The organism is Flavobacterium gelidicaeli, assembly GCF_013294005.1.
Taxonomy (GTDB): Bacteria; Bacteroidota; Bacteroidia; order Flavobacteriales; family Flavobacteriaceae; genus Flavobacterium.
Genome location: NZ_JABSNK010000008.1, coordinates 104,803 through 124,161 on the forward strand (window position 1 = coordinate 104,803; position 19,359 = coordinate 124,161).

The following is a 19,359-nucleotide window of genomic DNA, read 5'->3' on the forward strand; positions in this document are numbered from 1 at the left end:
CATGTTGTACTCTTTTTTAGCATAAAGCAACTAGAAAACATTTTACTTAGCCAAGTAATTCCTTATTTTGCTAAAGAACAAAAAAAAGACTTTCTTGATATTTCAAGAAAGTCTTTATATATTTTAAAAGTAAAAAGAGTTTATTCTACATTTACTAATCCTGATTCGTGTTTCCAGTTTTTAACCGCAGCAACTCTATTATCTGAGTAATCAACTTCGGTCAATGCTGCATTATTCCAGAAAAACCATTTTCCTACTTTTTCTCCTTTGTTGTATTCTGCTACAGCTGTTTTATTTCCATTTGCATCAAATGAAATCCATTTACCTTGCAACTTTCCGTTTTCATAAAATCCTTGTTGTTGCACTTGTCCATTATCGTGTAGGTAAGTCACTTTTACTAAGTTTCCTTGCGCTTCTAACTTTGGTTCTTTGTTTTGTGCGAATATCATTCCAGAAATAAGCACTGCAGCGATCATTATATATTTTTTCATGGCTTAATGTTTTTTAATGTTATTGATATCAAATATAACGAAGTATTTACAATTAAAAAACTATTTGGTAACAATTTGGTAACATTGGACAAAAGCTTAACATTGGAAAATTTAAAAACCCCACGAGTTTCTTCCTAAAAAAAACAAATTAGACAATCCATTCTTCATAAATAGTCCTAAATTTGCACCCAAGCTCATCTGCGAAAAGATGGAACAATCTAAAATATTTTAATAATGTATAGAAGTCATAATTGTGGCGAATTAAATGCCTCACATATAAATACTGAAGTAACCTTAGCAGGTTGGGTTCAAAAATCTCGTGATAAAGGATTTATGAATTGGGTTGATTTAAGAGACCGCTATGGTATTACACAATTAATTTTTGACGAAGGTCGTACTGACAAAAACGTATTTGAACAAGCAAAAACTTTAGGTCGCGAATTTGTAATTCAAGTGAAAGGGACTGTTATTGAGCGTGAAGCTAAAAACAAAAATATTGCTACCGGAGAAATAGAAATTCTAGTTACTGAACTAACTATTTTAAACGCAGCCTTGACTCCGCCATTTACTATCGAAGATGAAACTGATGGTGGAGAAGATATTCGAATGAAATACCGCTACCTAGACATTAGACGTAATCCAGTAAAAAACAGTTTACTCTTCCGTCACAAAGTAGCCATGGAGGTTCGTAAATATTTATCTGATTTAGATTTCTGTGAAGTAGAAACACCTTACTTAATAAAATCTACTCCCGAGGGAGCAAGAGATTTTGTTGTTCCTTCTCGAATGAATGCAGGACAATTCTACGCATTACCCCAATCACCACAAACGTTCAAACAATTGTTGATGGTAGGTGGAATGGACAAATATTTCCAAATCGTAAAGTGCTTCCGTGATGAAGATTTACGTGCAGACAGACAACCTGAATTTACACAAATCGATTGCGAAATGGCATTTGTAGAGCAAGAAGATATTTTGAATATTTTTGAAGGACTTACACGCCATTTGCTAAAAGAAATAAAAGGAATTGACGTAGCTAAATTTCCTCGTATTACTTACGATTACGCGATGAAAACCTACGGAAATGACAAACCAGACATCCGTTTTGGGATGGAATTTGGAGAACTAAACGAATTTGCACAACACAAAGAATTCCCTGTATTTAACGCAGCTGAATTAGTAGTAGGAATTGCAGTTCCAGGAGCAGGAAATTACACTCGTAAAGAAATCGATGCTTTGATCGAATGGGTAAAACGCCCACAAGTAGGAGCTTCAGGAATGGTTTATGCAAAATGCAACGAGGATGGATCATTCAAATCATCTGTTGACAAATTTTACGACCAAGAAGACTTAGGCAATTGGGCTAAAACTACGGGAGCAAAACCAGGGGACATGATCTTTGTACTTTCAGGACCTGCAGATAAAACTAGAGCACAATTAAGTGCTTTACGTATGGAGTTAGCAACGCGATTGGGATTAAGAAACCCAGCTGAATTTGCTCCATTATGGGTAGTTGACTTCCCATTATTAGAATTTGACGAGGAAAGTGGTCGCTACCATGCTATGCACCACCCGTTTACATCTCCTAAACCAGAGGACATGCACTTACTTGATACTGATCCAGGAAAAGTAAGAGCTAATGCTTACGATATGGTTTTGAACGGAAACGAAATTGGAGGAGGATCTATACGTATTCACGACAAAGAAACTCAAAAAATGATGTTTAAACATTTAGGATTCACTGATGAGGAAGCCAAAGCACAATTTGGATTCTTGATGGATGCATTCCAATTTGGAGCTCCACCACACGGAGGATTGGCTTTTGGACTAGATCGTTTAGTTGCAATTTTAGGTGGGCAAGAAACCATAAGAGATTTTATTGCTTTTCCAAAAAACAACTCAGGAAGAGACGTAATGATTGATGCCCCATCAAGTATTGACCCAGTACAATTAAAAGAGCTCCACATTGATTTAAACTTAAAAAGTTAAGCGAAAACGCTGGAAATCAATTATTTTTATAAAAAAATACACATTAATGGCATTCGTATGATATTAAATATTACATTTGCCTTATTATAAATTATTATTACTATTACAATGCGTACAGGTACAGTTAAATTTTTCAATGAATCAAAAGGTTACGGATTCATTACAGACGAAGAAACAGGAAAAGACATTTTTGTTCACGCTTCAGGAATCAACGCGGAAGAATTACGTGAAGGTGACAGAGTTAGCTATGAAGAAGAAGAAGGAAGAAAAGGAAAAGTTGCTGCGAAAGTAGCAGTTATCTAAGCAAAATATTTTTTTGTTTACGAATGTTTAAACGTTTCGATTTATTTCGGAACGTTTTTTTTTGCTTAAAACTCAAAATCTCAAACAAAATTCAAAAAAACATTTACCTATTTATAATCATTAAAAATTAGTGGTTTACCAGAATCACAGTGCAACTTAATTAAAGTTTTGGCTTGTGTTTTAAATCCTTGAAACCTATCTTTGTTGCTTATTTTAGTATAAAAAACATTCATTATGCAATCTGATCAATTAAGTTACATCCCAATTTTAATGCAGTGTTTACTCGCTGTAGGATTTGTTGTAGGAACTATCCTTGTGTCTGGAAAACTAGGCCCAAAAAGAAAGTCAGAAACAAAAGATAAAAACTTTGAATGTGGTATCGAATCTGTAGGTAATGCACGTATTCCCTTTTCAGTAAAATACTTCTTAGTTGCCATCTTATTTGTCTTATTTGATGTTGAAGTGATCTTCCTTTACCCATGGGCTATTAATTTCAAGGAATTAGGAATGGAAGGAATGGTAAAAATGGTCATATTCATGATGTTACTTTTGGTAGGGTTTTTCTACATCATCAAGAAGAAAGCACTAGAATGGGAATAATAAATACTTTATAGGTTAAATTTTAGATTCGGCTTAAAGCCAAAGTTTAAAAATTACAATTCAAAATTAAAGAAAATGAGTGATTCAAATACAAATATGGTTGCCGCACCAGATGGCGTTGTTGGAGAGGGTTTCTTCGCTACAAAGCTTAATGATGTAGTAGGTTTAGCAAGAGCTAATTCATTATGGCCTTTGCCATTTGCAACTTCTTGTTGCGGAATTGAATTTATGGCTACAATGGCTTCTCATTACGATTTAGCACGATTTGGCTCTGAGCGAGTGAGTTTCTCTCCTCGTCAAGCAGATATGTTAATGGTTATGGGAACTATTTCTAAAAAAATGGCACCTATTTTACGTCAAGTTTACGAACAAATGTCTGAGCCACGCTGGGTAATTGCAGTAGGAGCTTGTGCTTCATCAGGTGGAATATTCGATACTTACTCTGTACTTCAGGGTATAGACAAAGTTATTCCAGTAGATGTTTATGTTCCTGGATGTCCTCCAAGACCTGAACAAATTGTTGACGGAGTAATGAAATTACAAGAATTAGTAAAAACGGAATCTGTACGAAGAAGAAGTTCTCCTGAGTACCAAGAGTTACTAGCTTCCTATAATATCAAATAATTGAGATGGCAGTAGAAAACACCGACATTCAAGAAAAATTAATAGCTACATTTGATTCAAATGTTTTTAATTTTCACCAAGATAGGGATATTTTTTCTCTAGAAATAAATGCAGATATTAATACTGCAGTTATTTTATTTTTGAAAAACGACCCTAGTTTACGCTTTCATTTTCTAACTGATTTATGTGGCGTACACTATCCAGAAAATGAAGTAAACAGACAATTTGCGATTGTTTATCACCTACACAACTGGTATGACAACAAGCGTATTAAAATAAAAGCATTCATCAATGGTACTACACCTGAGATAAAAACAATATCTAACATATTTTTAAGTTCCAACTGGATGGAAAGAGAAACTTATGATTTTTACGGTGTAAACTTCATTGGTCATCCACAGTTAAAACGTATTTTAAATATGGACGAAATGATTTCTTTTCCTATGCGAAAGGAGTTTCCTCTTGAAGATGGCGGACGTACTGATAAAGACGACCGATTCTTTGGAAGAACAATAGACAATTGCTAAAAACAGAATATATAATTTTTCACATTCTATAAATGTCAGAACTATTATTACCACCAGAGCATCGCTATGCTAAAATAATGAAAGAGAAGCTAAATGAAGATGGAAGCGAGCTTTCAATCTTGAATTTAGGTCCTACTCACCCAGCTACCCATGGTATTTTTCAAAATATCTTGTTGATGGATGGGGAACGCATTTTAGAGGCTGAACCAACCATTGGTTACATTCATCGCGCTTTTGAAAAAATCGCTGAAAACCGCCCTTTCTACCAAATCACACCGCTTACTGACCGTATGAACTACTGCTCCTCTCCTATTAACAATATGGGATGGTGGATGACTTTAGAGAAATTATTAAATATAGAAGTACCTAAACGTGCTCAGTATTTAAGAGTTATTGTCATGGAGTTAGCGAGAATTACAGATCATATTATTTGTAATTCAATCTTAGGTGTTGATACTGGAGCTTACACAGGGTTTTTATACGTTTTCCAATTTAGAGAAAAGGTATACGAAATCTACGAAGAAATTTGTGGTGCTCGTTTAACCACTAATATGGGAAGAATTGGTGGTTTTGAAAGAGACTGGTCTCCAGAAGCATTTAGAAAATTAGATGTGTTTTTACAAGATTTCCCAGCTGCTTGGAAAGAATTTGAAAACTTATTCGAAAGAAATAGAATTTTTATTGACAGAACAGTAAATGTAGGCGCAATAACTGCCGAAAAAGCAATGTCTTACGGTTTCACAGGTCCTAACTTGCGTGCTGCAGGAGTTGACTATGATGTTCGTGTTGCACAACCATACAGTTCTTACGAAGATTTTGATTTTATAGTTCCTGTTGGAAAATCTGGAGACACTTACGACCGTTTTTGCGTTCGTAATGCTGAAGTTTGGGAAAGCCTAAGCATCATTCGTCAAGCATTAGCTAAAATGCCTGAAGGAAATGAATTTCACGCTGATGTTCCTGATTATTACTTACCTCCAAAAGAGGATGTTTACACCAATATGGAATCGTTAATCTACCATTTCAAAATTGTTATGGGAGAAGTTCCTGTACCTGTTGCAGAGATATACCATCCTGTAGAAGGTGGAAACGGAGAATTAGGTTTTTACTTAGTTACTGATGGAAGTCGTACCCCGTATAGACTTCACTTTAGAAGACCTTGCTTTATATATTACCAAGCTTACCCAGAAATGATAAAAGGCGCATTATTATCTGATGCGATTGTTATTTTATCAAGTTTAAATGTAATTGCTGGAGAATTAGACGCATAAAAATTATGGAACGTACACATTACAAACAAGAAATAAACATGACTGAAGCATTGATGACTCGCATCAATGAATTAATCAGTCATTACCCAGAAGACAAAAGAAAATCGGCTTTACTTCCTGTATTGCATGAAGTTCAAGATGCCCACGAGAATTGGTTGAGTTTTGAATTAATGGACAAAGTAGCTGAGATTTTACATATTTTACCTGTTGAAGTATATGAAGTAGTTTCTTTTTATACCATGTTTAATCAAAGACCTATTGGGAAATACATGTTTGAGTTTTGTCAAACTTCACCATGTTGCTTAAAAGGTACCGAAGATTTAATGGATTACACTTGTGAAAAACTTGGCGTTAAAATAGGCGAAACAACTGCAGATGGACTTTTTGAAGTTCGCGGAGTAGAATGTTTAGGAGCTTGTGGATATGCACCAATGTTACAGTTGGGTGATTTTTACAAAGAAAACCTTACTGAAGATAAAATTGATCAATTAATCACTGATTGTAGAGATGATAAAATAATATTACACGATAAATAAAAGTGAAAAACAATCATTTAACATATTTCAAAATCGAAAATTTTAAGAAGTTTGACTCTCTTGAGGTAAATGATATTGGACAATTTAATTTGATTGTTGGTGATAATAATGTTGGTAAAACCTGTTTGTTGGAGGCGTTGTTGTTTGATGAAGATAGTCAACAATTATTGAATAATTTTTATTTAGCATTAACAAAAAGAGGATTGAAATTTCAAATTGAAAAAATCACAAGAGAAATTAATGGTATATTAACAACTGAAACAGTATATCCAAAAGAAAATTATTTTAAAGAATATGTTTTTGGCAAATTTGAAAATAAAGTCAAAATTTTTGATAGAAAAAATCAATTTACAGAAATTTCAATTATTGATGATTTCGAATTAGCCTCTTTTTTAACTAGACCTAAAAATCTTCCAGATTATAACAATGTTAAACCCACAGAAAACAAAGTAGGTTTAAAGTCTGAAAAAGAAGATATAAAAGATTCGTACAATATAAAAGGTTTTAATTTTTCATTATCTGAATATGCAAAATATGGTGTGTTTATTTCTGCTAATAGGAAGGGGCATTTTTTCTCCATTTATGATTACGATGAAAATATATTAAATTTTCCATTAATAAGTTTTAACGACACGCCCTTAGAAGAAGAATCAAGAGGGATATATGAAAATTTAAAAACGAAAAGAGAGAAAAAAATTTTAATTGATGTTTTAAAAGTAGTTAATTCAAATATTGTTGATATTGAATTGAGAGAGAATTACAATGATTTAAAATCAGTGTTTTTAATCAGTTTTGAAGACAAAGACGAATTTGTTCCTTTGAATTTTCTTGGTGACGGTTTCAAAAGAATATTTTACATCGTGTTAAAAGCATTATCCTTAAAAGGAAAAAGAATCTTGATTGATGAATTTGAAATCGGAATTCATCATTCTAAAATGAAAGATTTCTGGGTAAATATAATGAAGGTTTGCAAAGAGTTGGATGTTCAATTATTTGCAACGACACATTCGCAAGAATGTATTGAAGCTTATTCGGAAGCATCAAAAGAATTAAACGAAAGGGACATTAGATTGATTCGTTTACAAGAAAACAAAGACAAAAGCATTAAAGCAATCTGTTTAAAGGAAGAATATATTGAGTATATGGTTGAATCAAATACCGAAGAACGCTAATGGATTTACCTATTAGAATATTTTGCGAAGGTGTTTCCGATCAGCGGTTTTTGAGAGATTTTTTAAAAGTTCATTACGACATTGCCATTTCGGATAAAGAATTAAACGACAACAAACCGATACACAATTTAGGTTCTTGGAATAAATTAAAAATTCAAAAACCACAAATAACAGAGATTTTATCAGAATTTACGTCTTTGATTTTTTTAGATGCAGATGATGACAAAGTAATAGAAAAACCAGGTTTTGAAGCGACAATTAAATTTGTAAAAGATTTAATGACAGCCTGGAATTGGACAAAATATGATATTTTTGTATTGCCCAATCATCAAGATACAGGTACAATAGAAAATTTATTAGAAAATGTAATTAATAAAAAACATTCTCAGATTTTTGAATGTTGGAATGATTTTGAAAATTGTTTATCAAAAGACAATACATTAACTATTCCAGCCAAAAAATCTAAAATATATAGTTATTTAGAATGTTTGAATCAGAAAGATAACTGTTCGGACAGAAATAGAGATTTTCAAGACGAAGATTTATGGGATATTAGGGATTTAGAGAATCCTTACATTTTAAAATTAAAAACATTTTTAGACAAACATTTAATATAATATGTCAAAAAAAATATTATTAGACAAAATAAACGTACCCGGAATAAGATCTTACGAAGTATATCGTAAAGAAGGTGGATACGATTCTGTAGTAAAAGCAATGAAAATAATGACTCCTGACGAAGTTGTTGAAGAAGTAAAAAAATCAGGACTTCGCGGTCGTGGTGGTGCTGGTTTCCCTGCTGGAATGAAATGGAGTTTTATTGATAAAAAATCAGGAAAACCAAGACATTTAGTTTGTAATGCCGATGAGTCTGAACCTGGAACTTTCAAAGACCGTTATTTGATGGAATTTATTCCTCATTTATTGATCGAAGGAATGATTACTTCCAGTTTTGCATTGGGTGCTAACCTATCGTACATCTACATTCGTGGAGAGTACATGTGGGTTTATAAAATATTAGAAAGAGCCATTGCCGAAGCGAAAGCTGCTGGTTGGTTAGGAAAAAATATATTAGGTACAGGTTACGACTTAGAACTTTATGTTCACTGTGGTGCTGGTGCTTACATTTGTGGTGAAGAGACTGCATTGATTGAATCATTAGAAGGAAAAAGAGGAAACCCTCGTATTAAGCCACCATTTCCAGCAGTATCTGGATTGTGGGCTAACCCAACTGTGGTAAATAATGTTGAAACTATCGCTTCGGTGCCTTGGATTGTAAACAATTCAGGTGATGACTATGCCAAAATAGGAATTGGAAGATCTACAGGAACCAAATTAATTTCGGCTTCAGGCCATGTTAAAAATCCCGGTGTATACGAAATTGAATTGGGATTATCTGTATACGAATTCATGAATTCTGACGAGTATCTTGGCGGAATGAGTTCTGACAGACCTTTGAAAGCTTTAGTACCTGGAGGTTCATCTGTACCTATTTTACCTGCGGATTTGATTTACAAAACAGCAAATGGTGAAGATCGTTTAATGACTTATGAATCTTTAAGTGATGGTGGATTTGCAACTGGATCTATGTTAGGATCTGGAGGATTCATCGTTTACAATGACACTTCGTGTATTGTTAGAAATACATGGAATTTCTCCCGTTTTTACCACCATGAAAGTTGTGGACAATGCTCACCATGTCGTGAGGGAACAGGCTGGTTAGAAAAAGTATTGTGGCGTATTGAAAACGGTCAAGGTCGTGAAGAAGACATTGATTTACTTTGGAGTATTCAAAGTAAAATTGAAGGAAACACGATTTGCCCACTTGGAGATGCGGCTTCATGGCCAGTAGCAGCAGCTATTCGTCACTTTAGAGATGAATTTGAGTACCATGTTCGTTTCCCCGAAAAAATAAAAAACAGAAATCACTTTGTTGAAGAACCATTTGCAAACGTAAAGCACTTAGTAACAAAACAAACAGTTTAATATAGTTTAAAGTTCAATGTTTAAAGTTTTATCGAACAGTTCTAATAAATTAGACGATAAGCAACAAGCATTTAAACAAAAAGATAAATGAAAGTAACAATAGACGGTCAAAGCATAGAAGTAGAACCAGGAACAACTATCCTGCAAGCAGCACGTATGATAGGTGGTGAATCAGTTCCACCAGCAATGTGTTATTACTCTAAATTAAAAGGTAGTGGTGGTAAATGTCGTTGTTGCCTTGTTGAAGTAGCTAAAGGTAGTGAGGCTGATCCTAGACCAATGCCAAAATTAATGGCTTCTTGTGTAACAGGATGCATGGACGGTATGGAAGTGAATAGCAAATCTTCTGAAAGAGTAAGAGAAGCAAGACAATCTGTAACTGAATTTTTATTAATCAATCACCCATTAGACTGCCCGGTTTGTGACCAAGCAGGAGAATGTGACTTGCAAGATTTAAGTTTTGAACACGGAAAATCCAAAACACGTTTTATTGAAGAAAAACGAACATTTGAACCCGAAAATATAGGTCCAAATATTCAATTGCACATGAACCGTTGTATTTTATGTTACCGCTGTGTAATGGTTGCTGATCAATTAACTGATGAGCGCGTACACGGAGTAATGGATAGAGGAGATCATTCTAATATTTCTACTTGTATTTCTAAAGCGGTAGACAATGAGTTTTCAGGAAATATGATTGACGTATGTCCAGTAGGAGCATTAACTGATAAAACCTTCCGTTTTAAATCAAGAGTTTGGTTCAACAAACCGTACAATGCACATAGAGAATGTACTACTCCAGGATGTTGCGGTAAAACAACAGTATGGATGTTTGGAGACGAAATTCAAAGAGTTACAGGTCGCAAAGATGTCTATCACGAAGTAGAAGAGTTCATTTGTAACGAATGTCGTTTTGACCACAAAGACCCAGCTGACTGGGTTATTGAAGGACCAAGAGAATTTGATAAAGATTCGGTTATCAATCAAAACAACTACACACAAAAATTAGATACTGTACATATTGCAACCGAAGAAGGAATTCTTAAAGGTAGAGAGCAAGACCGTAAAAAAATAAGCATGCCGGCTATCCCATTGGATGAAGAGCAAGAAGAAGTTTTTAAAAAAGGTAATCTTTAGACCATGGATAGTACAATTATAATCGAAAAAAGTATCATCATCTTAGTTGTTTTTGCAATTACGATGGTAATGGCCATGTACTCTACGCTTGCTGAGCGTAAAGTTGCTGCTTGGTTACAAGACCGTATAGGTCCTAACAGAGCAGGTAAAGGTGGAATACTACAACCGCTTGCAGATGGTTTAAAATTATTCTCGAAAGAGGAATTCGAACCAGACACTCCTAACCGATTTTTATTTTTCGTAGGACCAGCAGTAGCCATGAGTACGGCTTTAATGACCAGTGCAGTTATTCCTTGGGGAGATCATTTTCACCTTTTTGGAAGAGACATCATACTACAAGCTACCGATATCGATGTGGCTTTGTTATACGTTATAGGAGTTATCTCGATAGGAGTTTACGGTATCATGATTGGTGGATGGGCTTCTAATAATAAATTTTCTTTGATAGGTGCTATTCGTGCCGCATCACAAATGGTATCTTATGAGGTAGCAATGGGATTGTCATTAATTGCTTTGTTAATGATGACGGGTACTTTAAGTTTAAGAGAAATATCAGCACAACAACCGGGAATGCATTGGAATGTTTTTTACCAACCGCTTTCCTTCTTAATTTTCTTGATTTGTGCTTTTGCAGAAACAAACAGAACACCATTTGATTTAGCGGAATGTGAAACCGAACTTATTGGAGGATATCATACAGAATATTCTTCGATGAAAATGGGTTTTTACTTATTTGCTGAATATGCAAATATGTTTATATCATCAACAATTCTTGCTGTATTATTCTTTGGTGGTTATAACTATCCTGGAATGGCTTGGGCTGTAGAAAACTGGGGCGTAAACATTGCTAATGTAATTGGGATTGCAGTTTTATTTGCTAAAATATGTGGATTTATATTTTTCTACATGTGGGTAAGATGGACTATTCCAAGATTTAGATATGATCAATTAATGCACTTGGGATGGCGTATTTTGATTCCGTTATCAATTATCAATATTATCATTACTGGAATTGTAATTTTGAGAGCTGAAATAGCTGTTTACTTAGGACTTTAATCTTATAAAAAATAGTTTAATCAATAGTTAAAAACGTACTAGCCCTGATAGCAGTGAAAATCCTTTTAGTTTTTTCTTTAAAAACTAAAAGATTGTAACGGATAGCAGGAATAAGCTTCAAATAAAAATAAAAAAATGTCAATAGAAACCATATCCTTATCGGGAAGAAAAAAATTAGTCTCTAATAAAGAGATGACTTTTTGGGAGCGCATGTATCTTATTGCAATTGTCAAGGGTTTGATGATTACAATAAAACATTTATTTAGTAGAAAAGTAACGATTCAGTACCCAGAACAGGTTCGTGAAATGAGTCCGGTTTATCGTGGCCAACACCAGTTAAAACGTGATGAGCAAGGTAGAGAAAACTGCACGGCTTGTGGACTTTGTGCTTTGTCTTGCCCTGCTGAAGCGATTACTATGAAAGCTGAAGAACGCAAACCTGATGAGAAACACCTTTATAGAGAAGAGAAATATGCTTCTATATATGAAATTAATATGTTGCGTTGTATTTTTTGCGGATTGTGTGAAGAAGCTTGTCCTAAAGATGCAGTTTACTTGACAACGTCAAAAGTATTGGTTCCTTCTAGTTATGAAAGAGAAGATTTTATTTTTGGAAAAGACAGGTTGGTAATGCCTTTGGATATCGCAATGAAAAATGCACAACTTAAAAACGCGAACTAATGTCTACAGTACTTATTATATTTTCAGTTTTAGCTGCTATTACATTAGCAACGGCATTTTTAGCTATTTTTAGTAGAAATCCAATACACAGTGCTTTATGGCTAGTGATTTGTTTTTTCTCGATTGCAGGACATTATTTGTTATTAAATGCGCAATTTTTAGCGCTTGTGCATGTGATAGTATACTCGGGAGCGATTATGATTTTGTTCTTATTTACCATCATGTTAATGAATTTAAATAAAGAGAACGAGGTACATAAACCTAGAATTACCCGTTTAGGAGCGATTGTTTCTTTTGGATTAATTTGTGTAGTTTTGATATTGGTATTCATTAATTCAAAACCTATCGTAGGAGAATATATCACTACAGGTGAGGATTACCAATCAATCAAAGTTTTAGGAAAGGTACTACTGAATGAATATATGGTTCCGTTTGAATTTGCTTCTATATTATTATTAGTTGCAATGATTGGAACTGTTCTATTGTCTAAAAAAGAAAAAACAGAGAAATAAAATGAATAATATTTTAAATGAAATAGGCATCGAGAACTACATTTTCCTATCTGTAATACTTTTTTGTATTGGAGTTTTTGGAGTGCTATACAGACGAAATGCTATCATCGTATTTATGTCAATCGAGATCATGTTGAATGCAGTCAATCTTTTATTTGTGGCTTTCTCAACATACCATCAAGATGCACAAGGACAAGTTTTTGTGTTTTTCTCCATGGCTGTTGCCGCCGCCGAGGTTGCTGTAGGTCTTGCAATACTCGTTTCGATATTTAGAAACTTAGGTTCGATTGATATCAATAATTTAAAAAACTTAAAAGGATAAACTATAATGAATACGAATTTAGCTTTACTCTTATTATTAGCTCCTTTTTTAGGGTTTCTATTTAATATCTTCTTTGGAAAAAGTATCGGAAAGACAGCTTCAGGAGTTATTGGAACACTTACTGTTGTGGTTTCCTTTGCTGTTACTTTATACTTTTTTGGACAAATATCTACTTCTAAAGAGCCCATCCAAATTCAGTTATTTGATTGGATACAAATTAGTAATTTCAAGGTCGACTTTGGATTTCTATTAGATCAATTATCAATTCTTTGGTTGCTTTTTGTAACTGGAATTGGTTCTTTAATTCATATCTACTCGATTAGCTACATGCATGATGACGAGAATATGGCTAAGTTTTTTGCTTACCTCAACTTGTTTATCTTTTTTATGGTAACGCTTGTAATAGGTAGTAACTTATTAGTATTGTTCATTGGTTGGGAAGGTGTTGGACTTTGCTCTTACTTACTTATTGGGTTTTGGCATAAAAACCAAGATTTTAATGATGCGGCTAAAAAAGCTTTTATCATGAACCGTATTGGGGATTTAGGATTGTTAATCGGGATTTTCATCTTGGGTTCTATGTTCTCTACTTTAGATTACGCAACATTAAAAACAGCAATCGCAGGATCAGCTAACTTAGACATTAGTTTACTATCACTTGCGGCTTTCTGTTTATTTATAGGAGCCTGTGGTAAATCAGCACAGATTCCGTTGTACACATGGTTACCGGATGCAATGGCAGGACCTACACCAGTATCAGCATTAATACATGCTGCGACAATGGTAACTGCAGGTATTTTTATGATTACTAGATTAAATTTTGTTTTTGATTTAGCTCCAGACGTTCAAAATATTATTGCTATTGTGGGTGCTGTTACTTCACTTGTAGCCGCAACAATTGCCTTGGTTCAAACTGACATTAAAAAAGTACTGGCCTACTCTACTGTTTCGCAATTAGGATTAATGTTTTTAGCATTGGGTCTAGGTGCTTATGAAGTAGCCGTTTTTCATGTAATTACACATGCTTTCTTTAAAGCTTGTTTGTTCTTAGGATCAGGATCAGTTATTCACGCACTACACGGAGAACAGGACATGCGTAAAATGGGTGGTTTGAAAAAAGTAATGGGAATAACCTTTGTTGCTTTCTTACTTTCTTCATTAGCGATATCAGGGATCCCTCCTTTTTCAGGGTTTTTCTCTAAAGATGAAATATTAATGGTAGCATTTGAGCACAACAAAGTATTATGGTTTATAGCCTCATTAGCTTCATTGTTAACTGCTTTTTACATGTTCCGTTTATTATACCTTACCTTCTTCAAAGAATTTAGAGGTACTGCTGAACAAAAAAGTCATTTGCATGAAAGTCCAGCCTTGATTACCTTCCCATTAATTGTTTTAGCAATTTTAGCAACAGTAGGTGGTTTAATTAGTTTACCAACAAATAGCTGGTTAAATGGGTATTTATCTCCTTTATTTTCGAAAGCAGAACACGAAGCACACCATTTTGGAACTACAGAATATTCTTTAATGGCGATTGCTGTTATCGCAGGATTTGTAGGAATAGGGGTTGCTTACGCCAAATACATTAAACAGAATCAAGTTCCTGCAGAAGATGCTGAAATAACAGGATTCTCTAAAGTACTTTACAATAAATATTACGTAGACGAAATTTACAATGTAGTATTTGTAAACTCTATTAATGGGTTATCAAAATTCTTCAGAGATTATGTAGAAACTACTTTATCTTCCGTGTTTTTTGGTTTAGAAAAAGTAACCAATGAATTAGGTTACCAAGGAAAAAAATTACAAAGTGGTAGTATTGGGTTTTACCTGTTTGCTTTTGTAATTGGTCTTTGCGCCATAATAACTTATTTATTTTTAGCTCAATAATTTTATACCATGAATGTATCTCTAATATTAATTATACTTTTAGTTGGCGCATTTGCAACTTATTTAGCTGGTGATAAATTAGCTTCAAAAGTAGCATTGCTCTTCAGTGTTGCATCTTTAGGATGTTCTATTGTATTGTTAAATCATTTCAACCTTAATCAAGACATTAGCTTTATAAGCCAATGGATTAATCAACCTAATATTTCGTTTGCTTTACAAGCAGATGGTTTAGCAATTGCTATGCTATTATTGACAACAGCATTGACTCCAGTCATTATTTATTCTTCATTTACAAATGATTATAAAAATGCCAAAGCTTTTTATGCTTTGATCCTATTTATGGCTTTTGCAATGTGCGGTACTTTCTTAGCTGCAGATGGACTTTTATACTACATATTCTGGGAATTGGCATTAATCCCAATCTACTTTATCGCTTTAATTTGGGGTAATGGAGACCTAGAAGAACGTAAAAAAGCAGTTATAAAATTCTTTATCTTCACTTTAGCAGGCTCCTTATTTATGCTTGTTGCATTTATTTATTTGTACCAAAAAGCAGGAAGCTTCTTGATTCAAGATTTATATAAATTAGACTTATCAGCAACAGAACAGCTGTGGATATTCTTAGCCTTTTTCTTAGCATACGCAATTAAAATTCCAATTATCCCTTTCCATACTTGGCAAGCAAACGTTTACCAAAAATCACCTACAGTAGGAACAATGCTACTGTCTGGAATTATGTTGAAAATGGGATTATACAGTATCATTCGTTGGCAGTTGCCTATTGCTCCACTAGCAGCAAAAGAATATATGGATATTTTTATTGCCTTAGGGATTGCAGGTGTTATCTACGGATCTATCGTTGCATTGAGACAAAAGGACTTGAAAAAATTATTAGCGTATTCTTCATTAGCTCACGTTGGGTTAATTGCCGCTGGAACATATACATTGACAATTGATGGCTTAAGAGGCGCTGTTCTACAAATGATTGCGCACGGATTTGTAGTTGTTGGATTGTTCTTTATTGCAGAAATTATTTATAGAAGATATGAAACGAGAGTAATTGCAGAAATGGGCGGAATACGTTCACAAGCAATTAAATTTGCTTCTCTATTTATGATATTAGTATTAGCTTCTGTAGCATTGCCAACTACTTTTAACTTTGTTGGAGAATTCACGGTTTTATATAGCCTTTCTCAAATAAACATTTGGTTTGCCTTATTAGGAGGAACAACAATCATCCTAGGAGCTTACTATATGTTGAAAATGTACCAACACGTGATGCTAGGTGAAACAAATGCAAAACCATTCGCTGATGTTACTTTCAATGAAGGAGCAACCTTAGTGATTATCGTTGCAGTATTATTCTTTTTTGGGATGTATCCAAAACCTATTACCGACTTGATTACACCAAGTTTAGAAAATATCATTACTCAAATTAATAGAATTAACTAGTCAAATAAAAAAAATGAATACATTAATAGCTATAATAGGATTAGGTGTTTTATGCCTTTTATTTGAAATCTTCGACTTAAGAAAAGCGATTATTCCAGTAACTGTAATTGGTTTACTGGCAATACTTGGACTTGATATAACTGAATTTAATTCACCGCAAGCGTATTACAACAACATGATTGTTGTGAGCAAGTTTTCGGCTGCTTTCTCTGGGTTATTTATCATCTTGACTATTTTTTTAGTAACTCTTGGTCATAAATTTTATCAAAATATTCAATCTAAAATATCCGACTTTATTGCCATCAAAATCTTTCTACTTGCAGGAGCTGTAGCGATGGTTTCTTTTGGAAACTTAGCCATGTTCTTTTTAGGGATTGAGGTTTTATCTATCGCACTTTACGTTTTGGCGTCAAGCAACCGTTTAAGTATAAAAAGTAACGAAGCAGGATTAAAGTATTTCCTTATGGGGTCATTTGCCTCTGGAATTATCCTTTTTGGAATTTGCTTAATATATGGAGCAATGGGAAGTTTTGATGTTCTTGAAATCAGTGAATTATCACGCTCAGCCGAATTACCAATTTGGTTTCCAATAGGAATTGTATTAATATTCATTGGAATGTTATTTAAAATCGCTGCTGTACCATTCCATTTTTGGGCACCAGATGTTTATGAAGGTTCGCCTGCATTGACTACGGCCTTAATGAGTACATTAGCAAAAGTTACTGCAATTGCAACATTATACAAACTAGTTACTATCATGAACGCTGATTTATCTGAAGGGTTTCAATTAGTAATTGTAATCGTTTCTATGGCTTCTATGACAGTAGGAAACATAATGGCTTTGCGCCAAGTAAATGTAAAACGCATGCTTGCCTACTCAGGGATTTCACACGCTGGATTCATGTTAATGACTTTATTAAGTACTGCAAATTCAGCAGGAACTTTATTATATTACACATCTGCTTATGCTCTAGCAGGTATTGCAGCCTTCAGTGTTATTTTATATGTATGTAAGAATAACGAAAATGAAGACATGACCAATTTCCATGGATTAGGAAAAACAAACCCGCTATTAGCTGCTATACTTACAGCAGCATTATTATCTATGGCAGGCATTCCTATTTTCTCAGGATTCTTTGCAAAATTATTCTTATTTACACAAACAATACAAGCAGGTTATTTAACACTCGTAATAGTAGCTGTAATCAACTCAATCATCAGTGTTGGGTACTACTTCAAACTAATTGTAGCCATGTATACTAAAGAGCCTAACGAGACTAGAACAGCAACGCCAGCAGTTATTTATGCCGTTGCAGTAATTGCTATCGTTTTAAACATTGCTTTAGGTTTGTTTCCATCCTTAGTAATGGATTTACTTTCCTAAAAAAGATTAAAACTTATATTACATAAAACCCATCAAACTATTTGATGGGTTTTTTGTTTAAGATCATTCATCGATCAATTCTAACCATCCGTCTTCACAAAACCTTAAATCAACTTTTATTATCTAAAAAACATTCGTAAAATACTGATCTTTAAGCTCTATTACTAAAAAACACAAAATGAAAACTTCAAGAAAACTAGGAATATGGATGGATCATTCTATGGCTTATCTAATGGAATTTACGACTAATCCTTTCGAAATAATAACCGTTGAATCAGATGCCGAAGAAAAAATAAATAGCGCAACAACATTCGAGGCAATGATGGCGACAAAAAAAAAGCTGTTATTTACTTATTACAACCAAATAGCAAATGAGATAAGGAGCTATAATAAAATCATACTCTTTGGTCCGACTAATGCAAAAGTGGAATTATTTGATGTATTAAGTGAAGACGAGCATTTTTTAAAAGTAAAAGTAGAAATCAAAAACACCGATAAAATGACTCCTACTGAACAGCACAAATTTATAAAAGCTTACTTTTCTAAGTCTTAGCCTAATCCACACTTCATTTGGCGTATGCCAATAAAAACTTAAAGGTATTTTTGGTTTAAATTATTTTGAATACATTTGTATATACAAATTTTTGAAGTAATTAATTAAAACTACATGAAGATGGAAAATACACTTAAAATACAAATCTGGTCGGACATTATGTGTCCTTATTGCTATATAGGAAAAAGAAGAATTGAAGGAGCACTTGCCGAATTCAATCACAAAGATCAAGTAGAAATTGAATGGAAAAGTTTTCAATTAGATTCAAATTTCGTTGCCTCTGATGATGATAACATGGCAGAACATTTAGCTGAAAAATACAGGAAAGATGTTAACTGGGCGCAGGAAATGATGGACAGTATGACTCAAAATGCTAAAAATGCTGGTCTAGACTTTCATTTTGACAAAGCGATAATGGCCAACTCATTTAATGCACACCGTTTATTGCACCTAGCTAAAAAGAATAATTTATCTAACGATATGGAAGAATTATTGTTTAAAGCTTATCTCACTGATGGTAAAAACGTAAACGATACCGCTACATTAAAAGCCCTTGGTCTTGAAGTTGGTTTAAAAGCTGATGAAATTGACGCTGTACTAGAATCTGATGCTTACGCAAAAGAGGTCCATGCCGACATTGAAATGGCACAAAAAATAGGTGTGCAAGGTGTTCCATTTTTTGTATTCGATAATAAATACGCCGTATCAGGCGCACAACACGTAGAGACTTTTGTAAAAACATTAGAAAAAGTATGGGAAGAAGGTGACTTTGGACCAAAATTAACGGTCCTAAATACTGGAGAAGGTGATAGCTGCGGTATAGATGGCTGCAATTAATATGTAATAGTATTATTTTACAAAATGTTATATAAA

General features: G+C 33.8%; 21 protein-coding genes. 20 read left to right on the forward strand and 1 reads right to left on the reverse strand.

Annotated features, from left to right (window positions below):
- Positions 1-140: 140 nt before the first annotated feature.
- On the reverse strand, positions 141-491 hold the full coding sequence (locus HNP99_RS12855) for a toxin-antitoxin system YwqK family antitoxin (RefSeq protein WP_173853789.1): 351 nt from the start codon (positions 489-491) through the stop codon (positions 141-143).
- 234 nt (positions 492-725) lie between these two features.
- Between HNP99_RS12855 and aspS the strand changes: the two genes are divergently transcribed.
- The 20 genes from aspS to HNP99_RS12955 all read left to right on the forward strand — a co-directional run bounded on the left by aspS (position 726) and on the right by HNP99_RS12955 (position 19,323).
- Entirely contained in the window at positions 726-2,480 is a 1,755-nt protein-coding gene (gene aspS / locus HNP99_RS12860; protein ID WP_173853790.1) for an aspartate--tRNA ligase, read from the forward strand.
- A 108-nt stretch (positions 2,481-2,588) separates the two neighbouring features.
- Complete coding sequence (locus tag HNP99_RS12865; RefSeq protein WP_007137066.1) at positions 2,589-2,783, forward strand: cold-shock protein; 195 nt, start codon at positions 2,589-2,591, stop codon at positions 2,781-2,783.
- Between the two features lie 234 nt (positions 2,784-3,017).
- Complete coding sequence (locus HNP99_RS12870; RefSeq protein ID WP_173853791.1) at positions 3,018-3,383, forward strand: NADH-quinone oxidoreductase subunit A; 366 nt, start codon at positions 3,018-3,020, stop codon at positions 3,381-3,383.
- A gap of 75 nt (positions 3,384-3,458) precedes the next feature.
- Complete coding sequence (locus HNP99_RS12875) at positions 3,459-4,007, forward strand: NADH-quinone oxidoreductase subunit B (RefSeq protein ID WP_173853792.1); 549 nt, start codon at positions 3,459-3,461, stop codon at positions 4,005-4,007.
- Between the two features lie 5 nt (positions 4,008-4,012).
- Positions 4,013-4,534, forward strand: coding sequence for an NADH-quinone oxidoreductase subunit C (locus tag HNP99_RS12880; RefSeq protein ID WP_173853793.1), 522 nt, complete (start codon positions 4,013-4,015; stop codon positions 4,532-4,534).
- A gap of 32 nt (positions 4,535-4,566) precedes the next feature.
- Entirely contained in the window at positions 4,567-5,805 is a 1,239-nt protein-coding gene (locus tag HNP99_RS12885; RefSeq protein ID WP_173853794.1) for an NADH-quinone oxidoreductase subunit D, read from the forward strand.
- A 5-nt stretch (positions 5,806-5,810) separates the two neighbouring features.
- Positions 5,811-6,341: an NADH-quinone oxidoreductase subunit NuoE family protein gene (locus tag HNP99_RS12890; RefSeq protein WP_173853795.1), complete on the forward strand. Its 531-nt coding sequence runs from the start codon at positions 5,811-5,813 to the stop codon at positions 6,339-6,341.
- A gap of 2 nt (positions 6,342-6,343) precedes the next feature.
- Positions 6,344-7,513 carry an AAA family ATPase gene (locus HNP99_RS12895; protein WP_173853796.1) on the forward strand — a complete coding sequence of 390 codons (1,170 nt, stop codon included), beginning with the start codon at positions 6,344-6,346 and terminating at the stop codon, positions 7,511-7,513.
- Positions 7,513-8,130 carry a DUF3226 domain-containing protein gene (locus HNP99_RS12900; RefSeq protein WP_173853797.1) on the forward strand — a complete coding sequence of 206 codons (618 nt, stop codon included), beginning with the start codon at positions 7,513-7,515 and terminating at the stop codon, positions 8,128-8,130. Before HNP99_RS12895 ends, HNP99_RS12900 begins: the two co-directional genes overlap by 1 nt.
- A 1-nt stretch (position 8,131) precedes the next feature.
- Positions 8,132-9,499 (forward strand): NADH-quinone oxidoreductase subunit NuoF, encoded by a 1,368-nt coding sequence (gene nuoF / locus HNP99_RS12905; RefSeq protein WP_173853798.1) that lies wholly within the window; start codon positions 8,132-8,134, stop codon positions 9,497-9,499.
- Positions 9,500-9,586: 87 nt separating this feature from the next.
- Positions 9,587-10,636, forward strand: coding sequence for an NADH-quinone oxidoreductase subunit G (locus HNP99_RS12910; RefSeq protein ID WP_173853799.1), 1,050 nt, complete (start codon positions 9,587-9,589; stop codon positions 10,634-10,636).
- A 3-nt stretch (positions 10,637-10,639) separates the two neighbouring features.
- Positions 10,640-11,692, forward strand: a complete 1,053-nt coding sequence (gene nuoH, locus HNP99_RS12915; protein ID WP_173853800.1) for an NADH-quinone oxidoreductase subunit NuoH — start codon at positions 10,640-10,642, stop codon at positions 11,690-11,692.
- Positions 11,693-11,827: 135 nt separating this feature from the next.
- Entirely contained in the window at positions 11,828-12,373 is a 546-nt protein-coding gene (locus HNP99_RS12920) for a NuoI/complex I 23 kDa subunit family protein (RefSeq protein WP_173853801.1), read from the forward strand.
- Positions 12,373-12,885, forward strand: a complete 513-nt coding sequence (locus tag HNP99_RS12925; protein WP_173853802.1) for an NADH-quinone oxidoreductase subunit J family protein — start codon at positions 12,373-12,375, stop codon at positions 12,883-12,885. Before HNP99_RS12920 ends, HNP99_RS12925 begins: the two co-directional genes overlap by 1 nt.
- Position 12,886: 1 nt before the next feature.
- Positions 12,887-13,207, forward strand: a complete 321-nt coding sequence (gene nuoK / locus HNP99_RS12930; protein ID WP_173853803.1) for an NADH-quinone oxidoreductase subunit NuoK — start codon at positions 12,887-12,889, stop codon at positions 13,205-13,207.
- 6 nt (positions 13,208-13,213) lie between these two features.
- Complete coding sequence (nuoL, locus tag HNP99_RS12935) at positions 13,214-15,097, forward strand: NADH-quinone oxidoreductase subunit L (protein ID WP_173853804.1); 1,884 nt, start codon at positions 13,214-13,216, stop codon at positions 15,095-15,097.
- A 9-nt stretch (positions 15,098-15,106) separates the two neighbouring features.
- On the forward strand, positions 15,107-16,549 hold the full coding sequence (locus tag HNP99_RS12940; protein WP_173853805.1) for a complex I subunit 4 family protein: 1,443 nt from the start codon (positions 15,107-15,109) through the stop codon (positions 16,547-16,549).
- 13 nt (positions 16,550-16,562) lie between these two features.
- Positions 16,563-17,933, forward strand: coding sequence for an NADH-quinone oxidoreductase subunit N (locus tag HNP99_RS12945; RefSeq protein ID WP_173853806.1), 1,371 nt, complete (start codon positions 16,563-16,565; stop codon positions 17,931-17,933).
- A 178-nt stretch (positions 17,934-18,111) separates the two neighbouring features.
- Positions 18,112-18,486 carry a hypothetical protein gene (locus HNP99_RS12950; RefSeq protein ID WP_173853807.1) on the forward strand — a complete coding sequence of 125 codons (375 nt, stop codon included), beginning with the start codon at positions 18,112-18,114 and terminating at the stop codon, positions 18,484-18,486.
- Positions 18,487-18,606: 120 nt separating this feature from the next.
- Positions 18,607-19,323: a DsbA family oxidoreductase gene (locus HNP99_RS12955; protein ID WP_173853808.1), complete on the forward strand. Its 717-nt coding sequence runs from the start codon at positions 18,607-18,609 to the stop codon at positions 19,321-19,323.
- Positions 19,324-19,359: the final 36 nt, after the last annotated feature.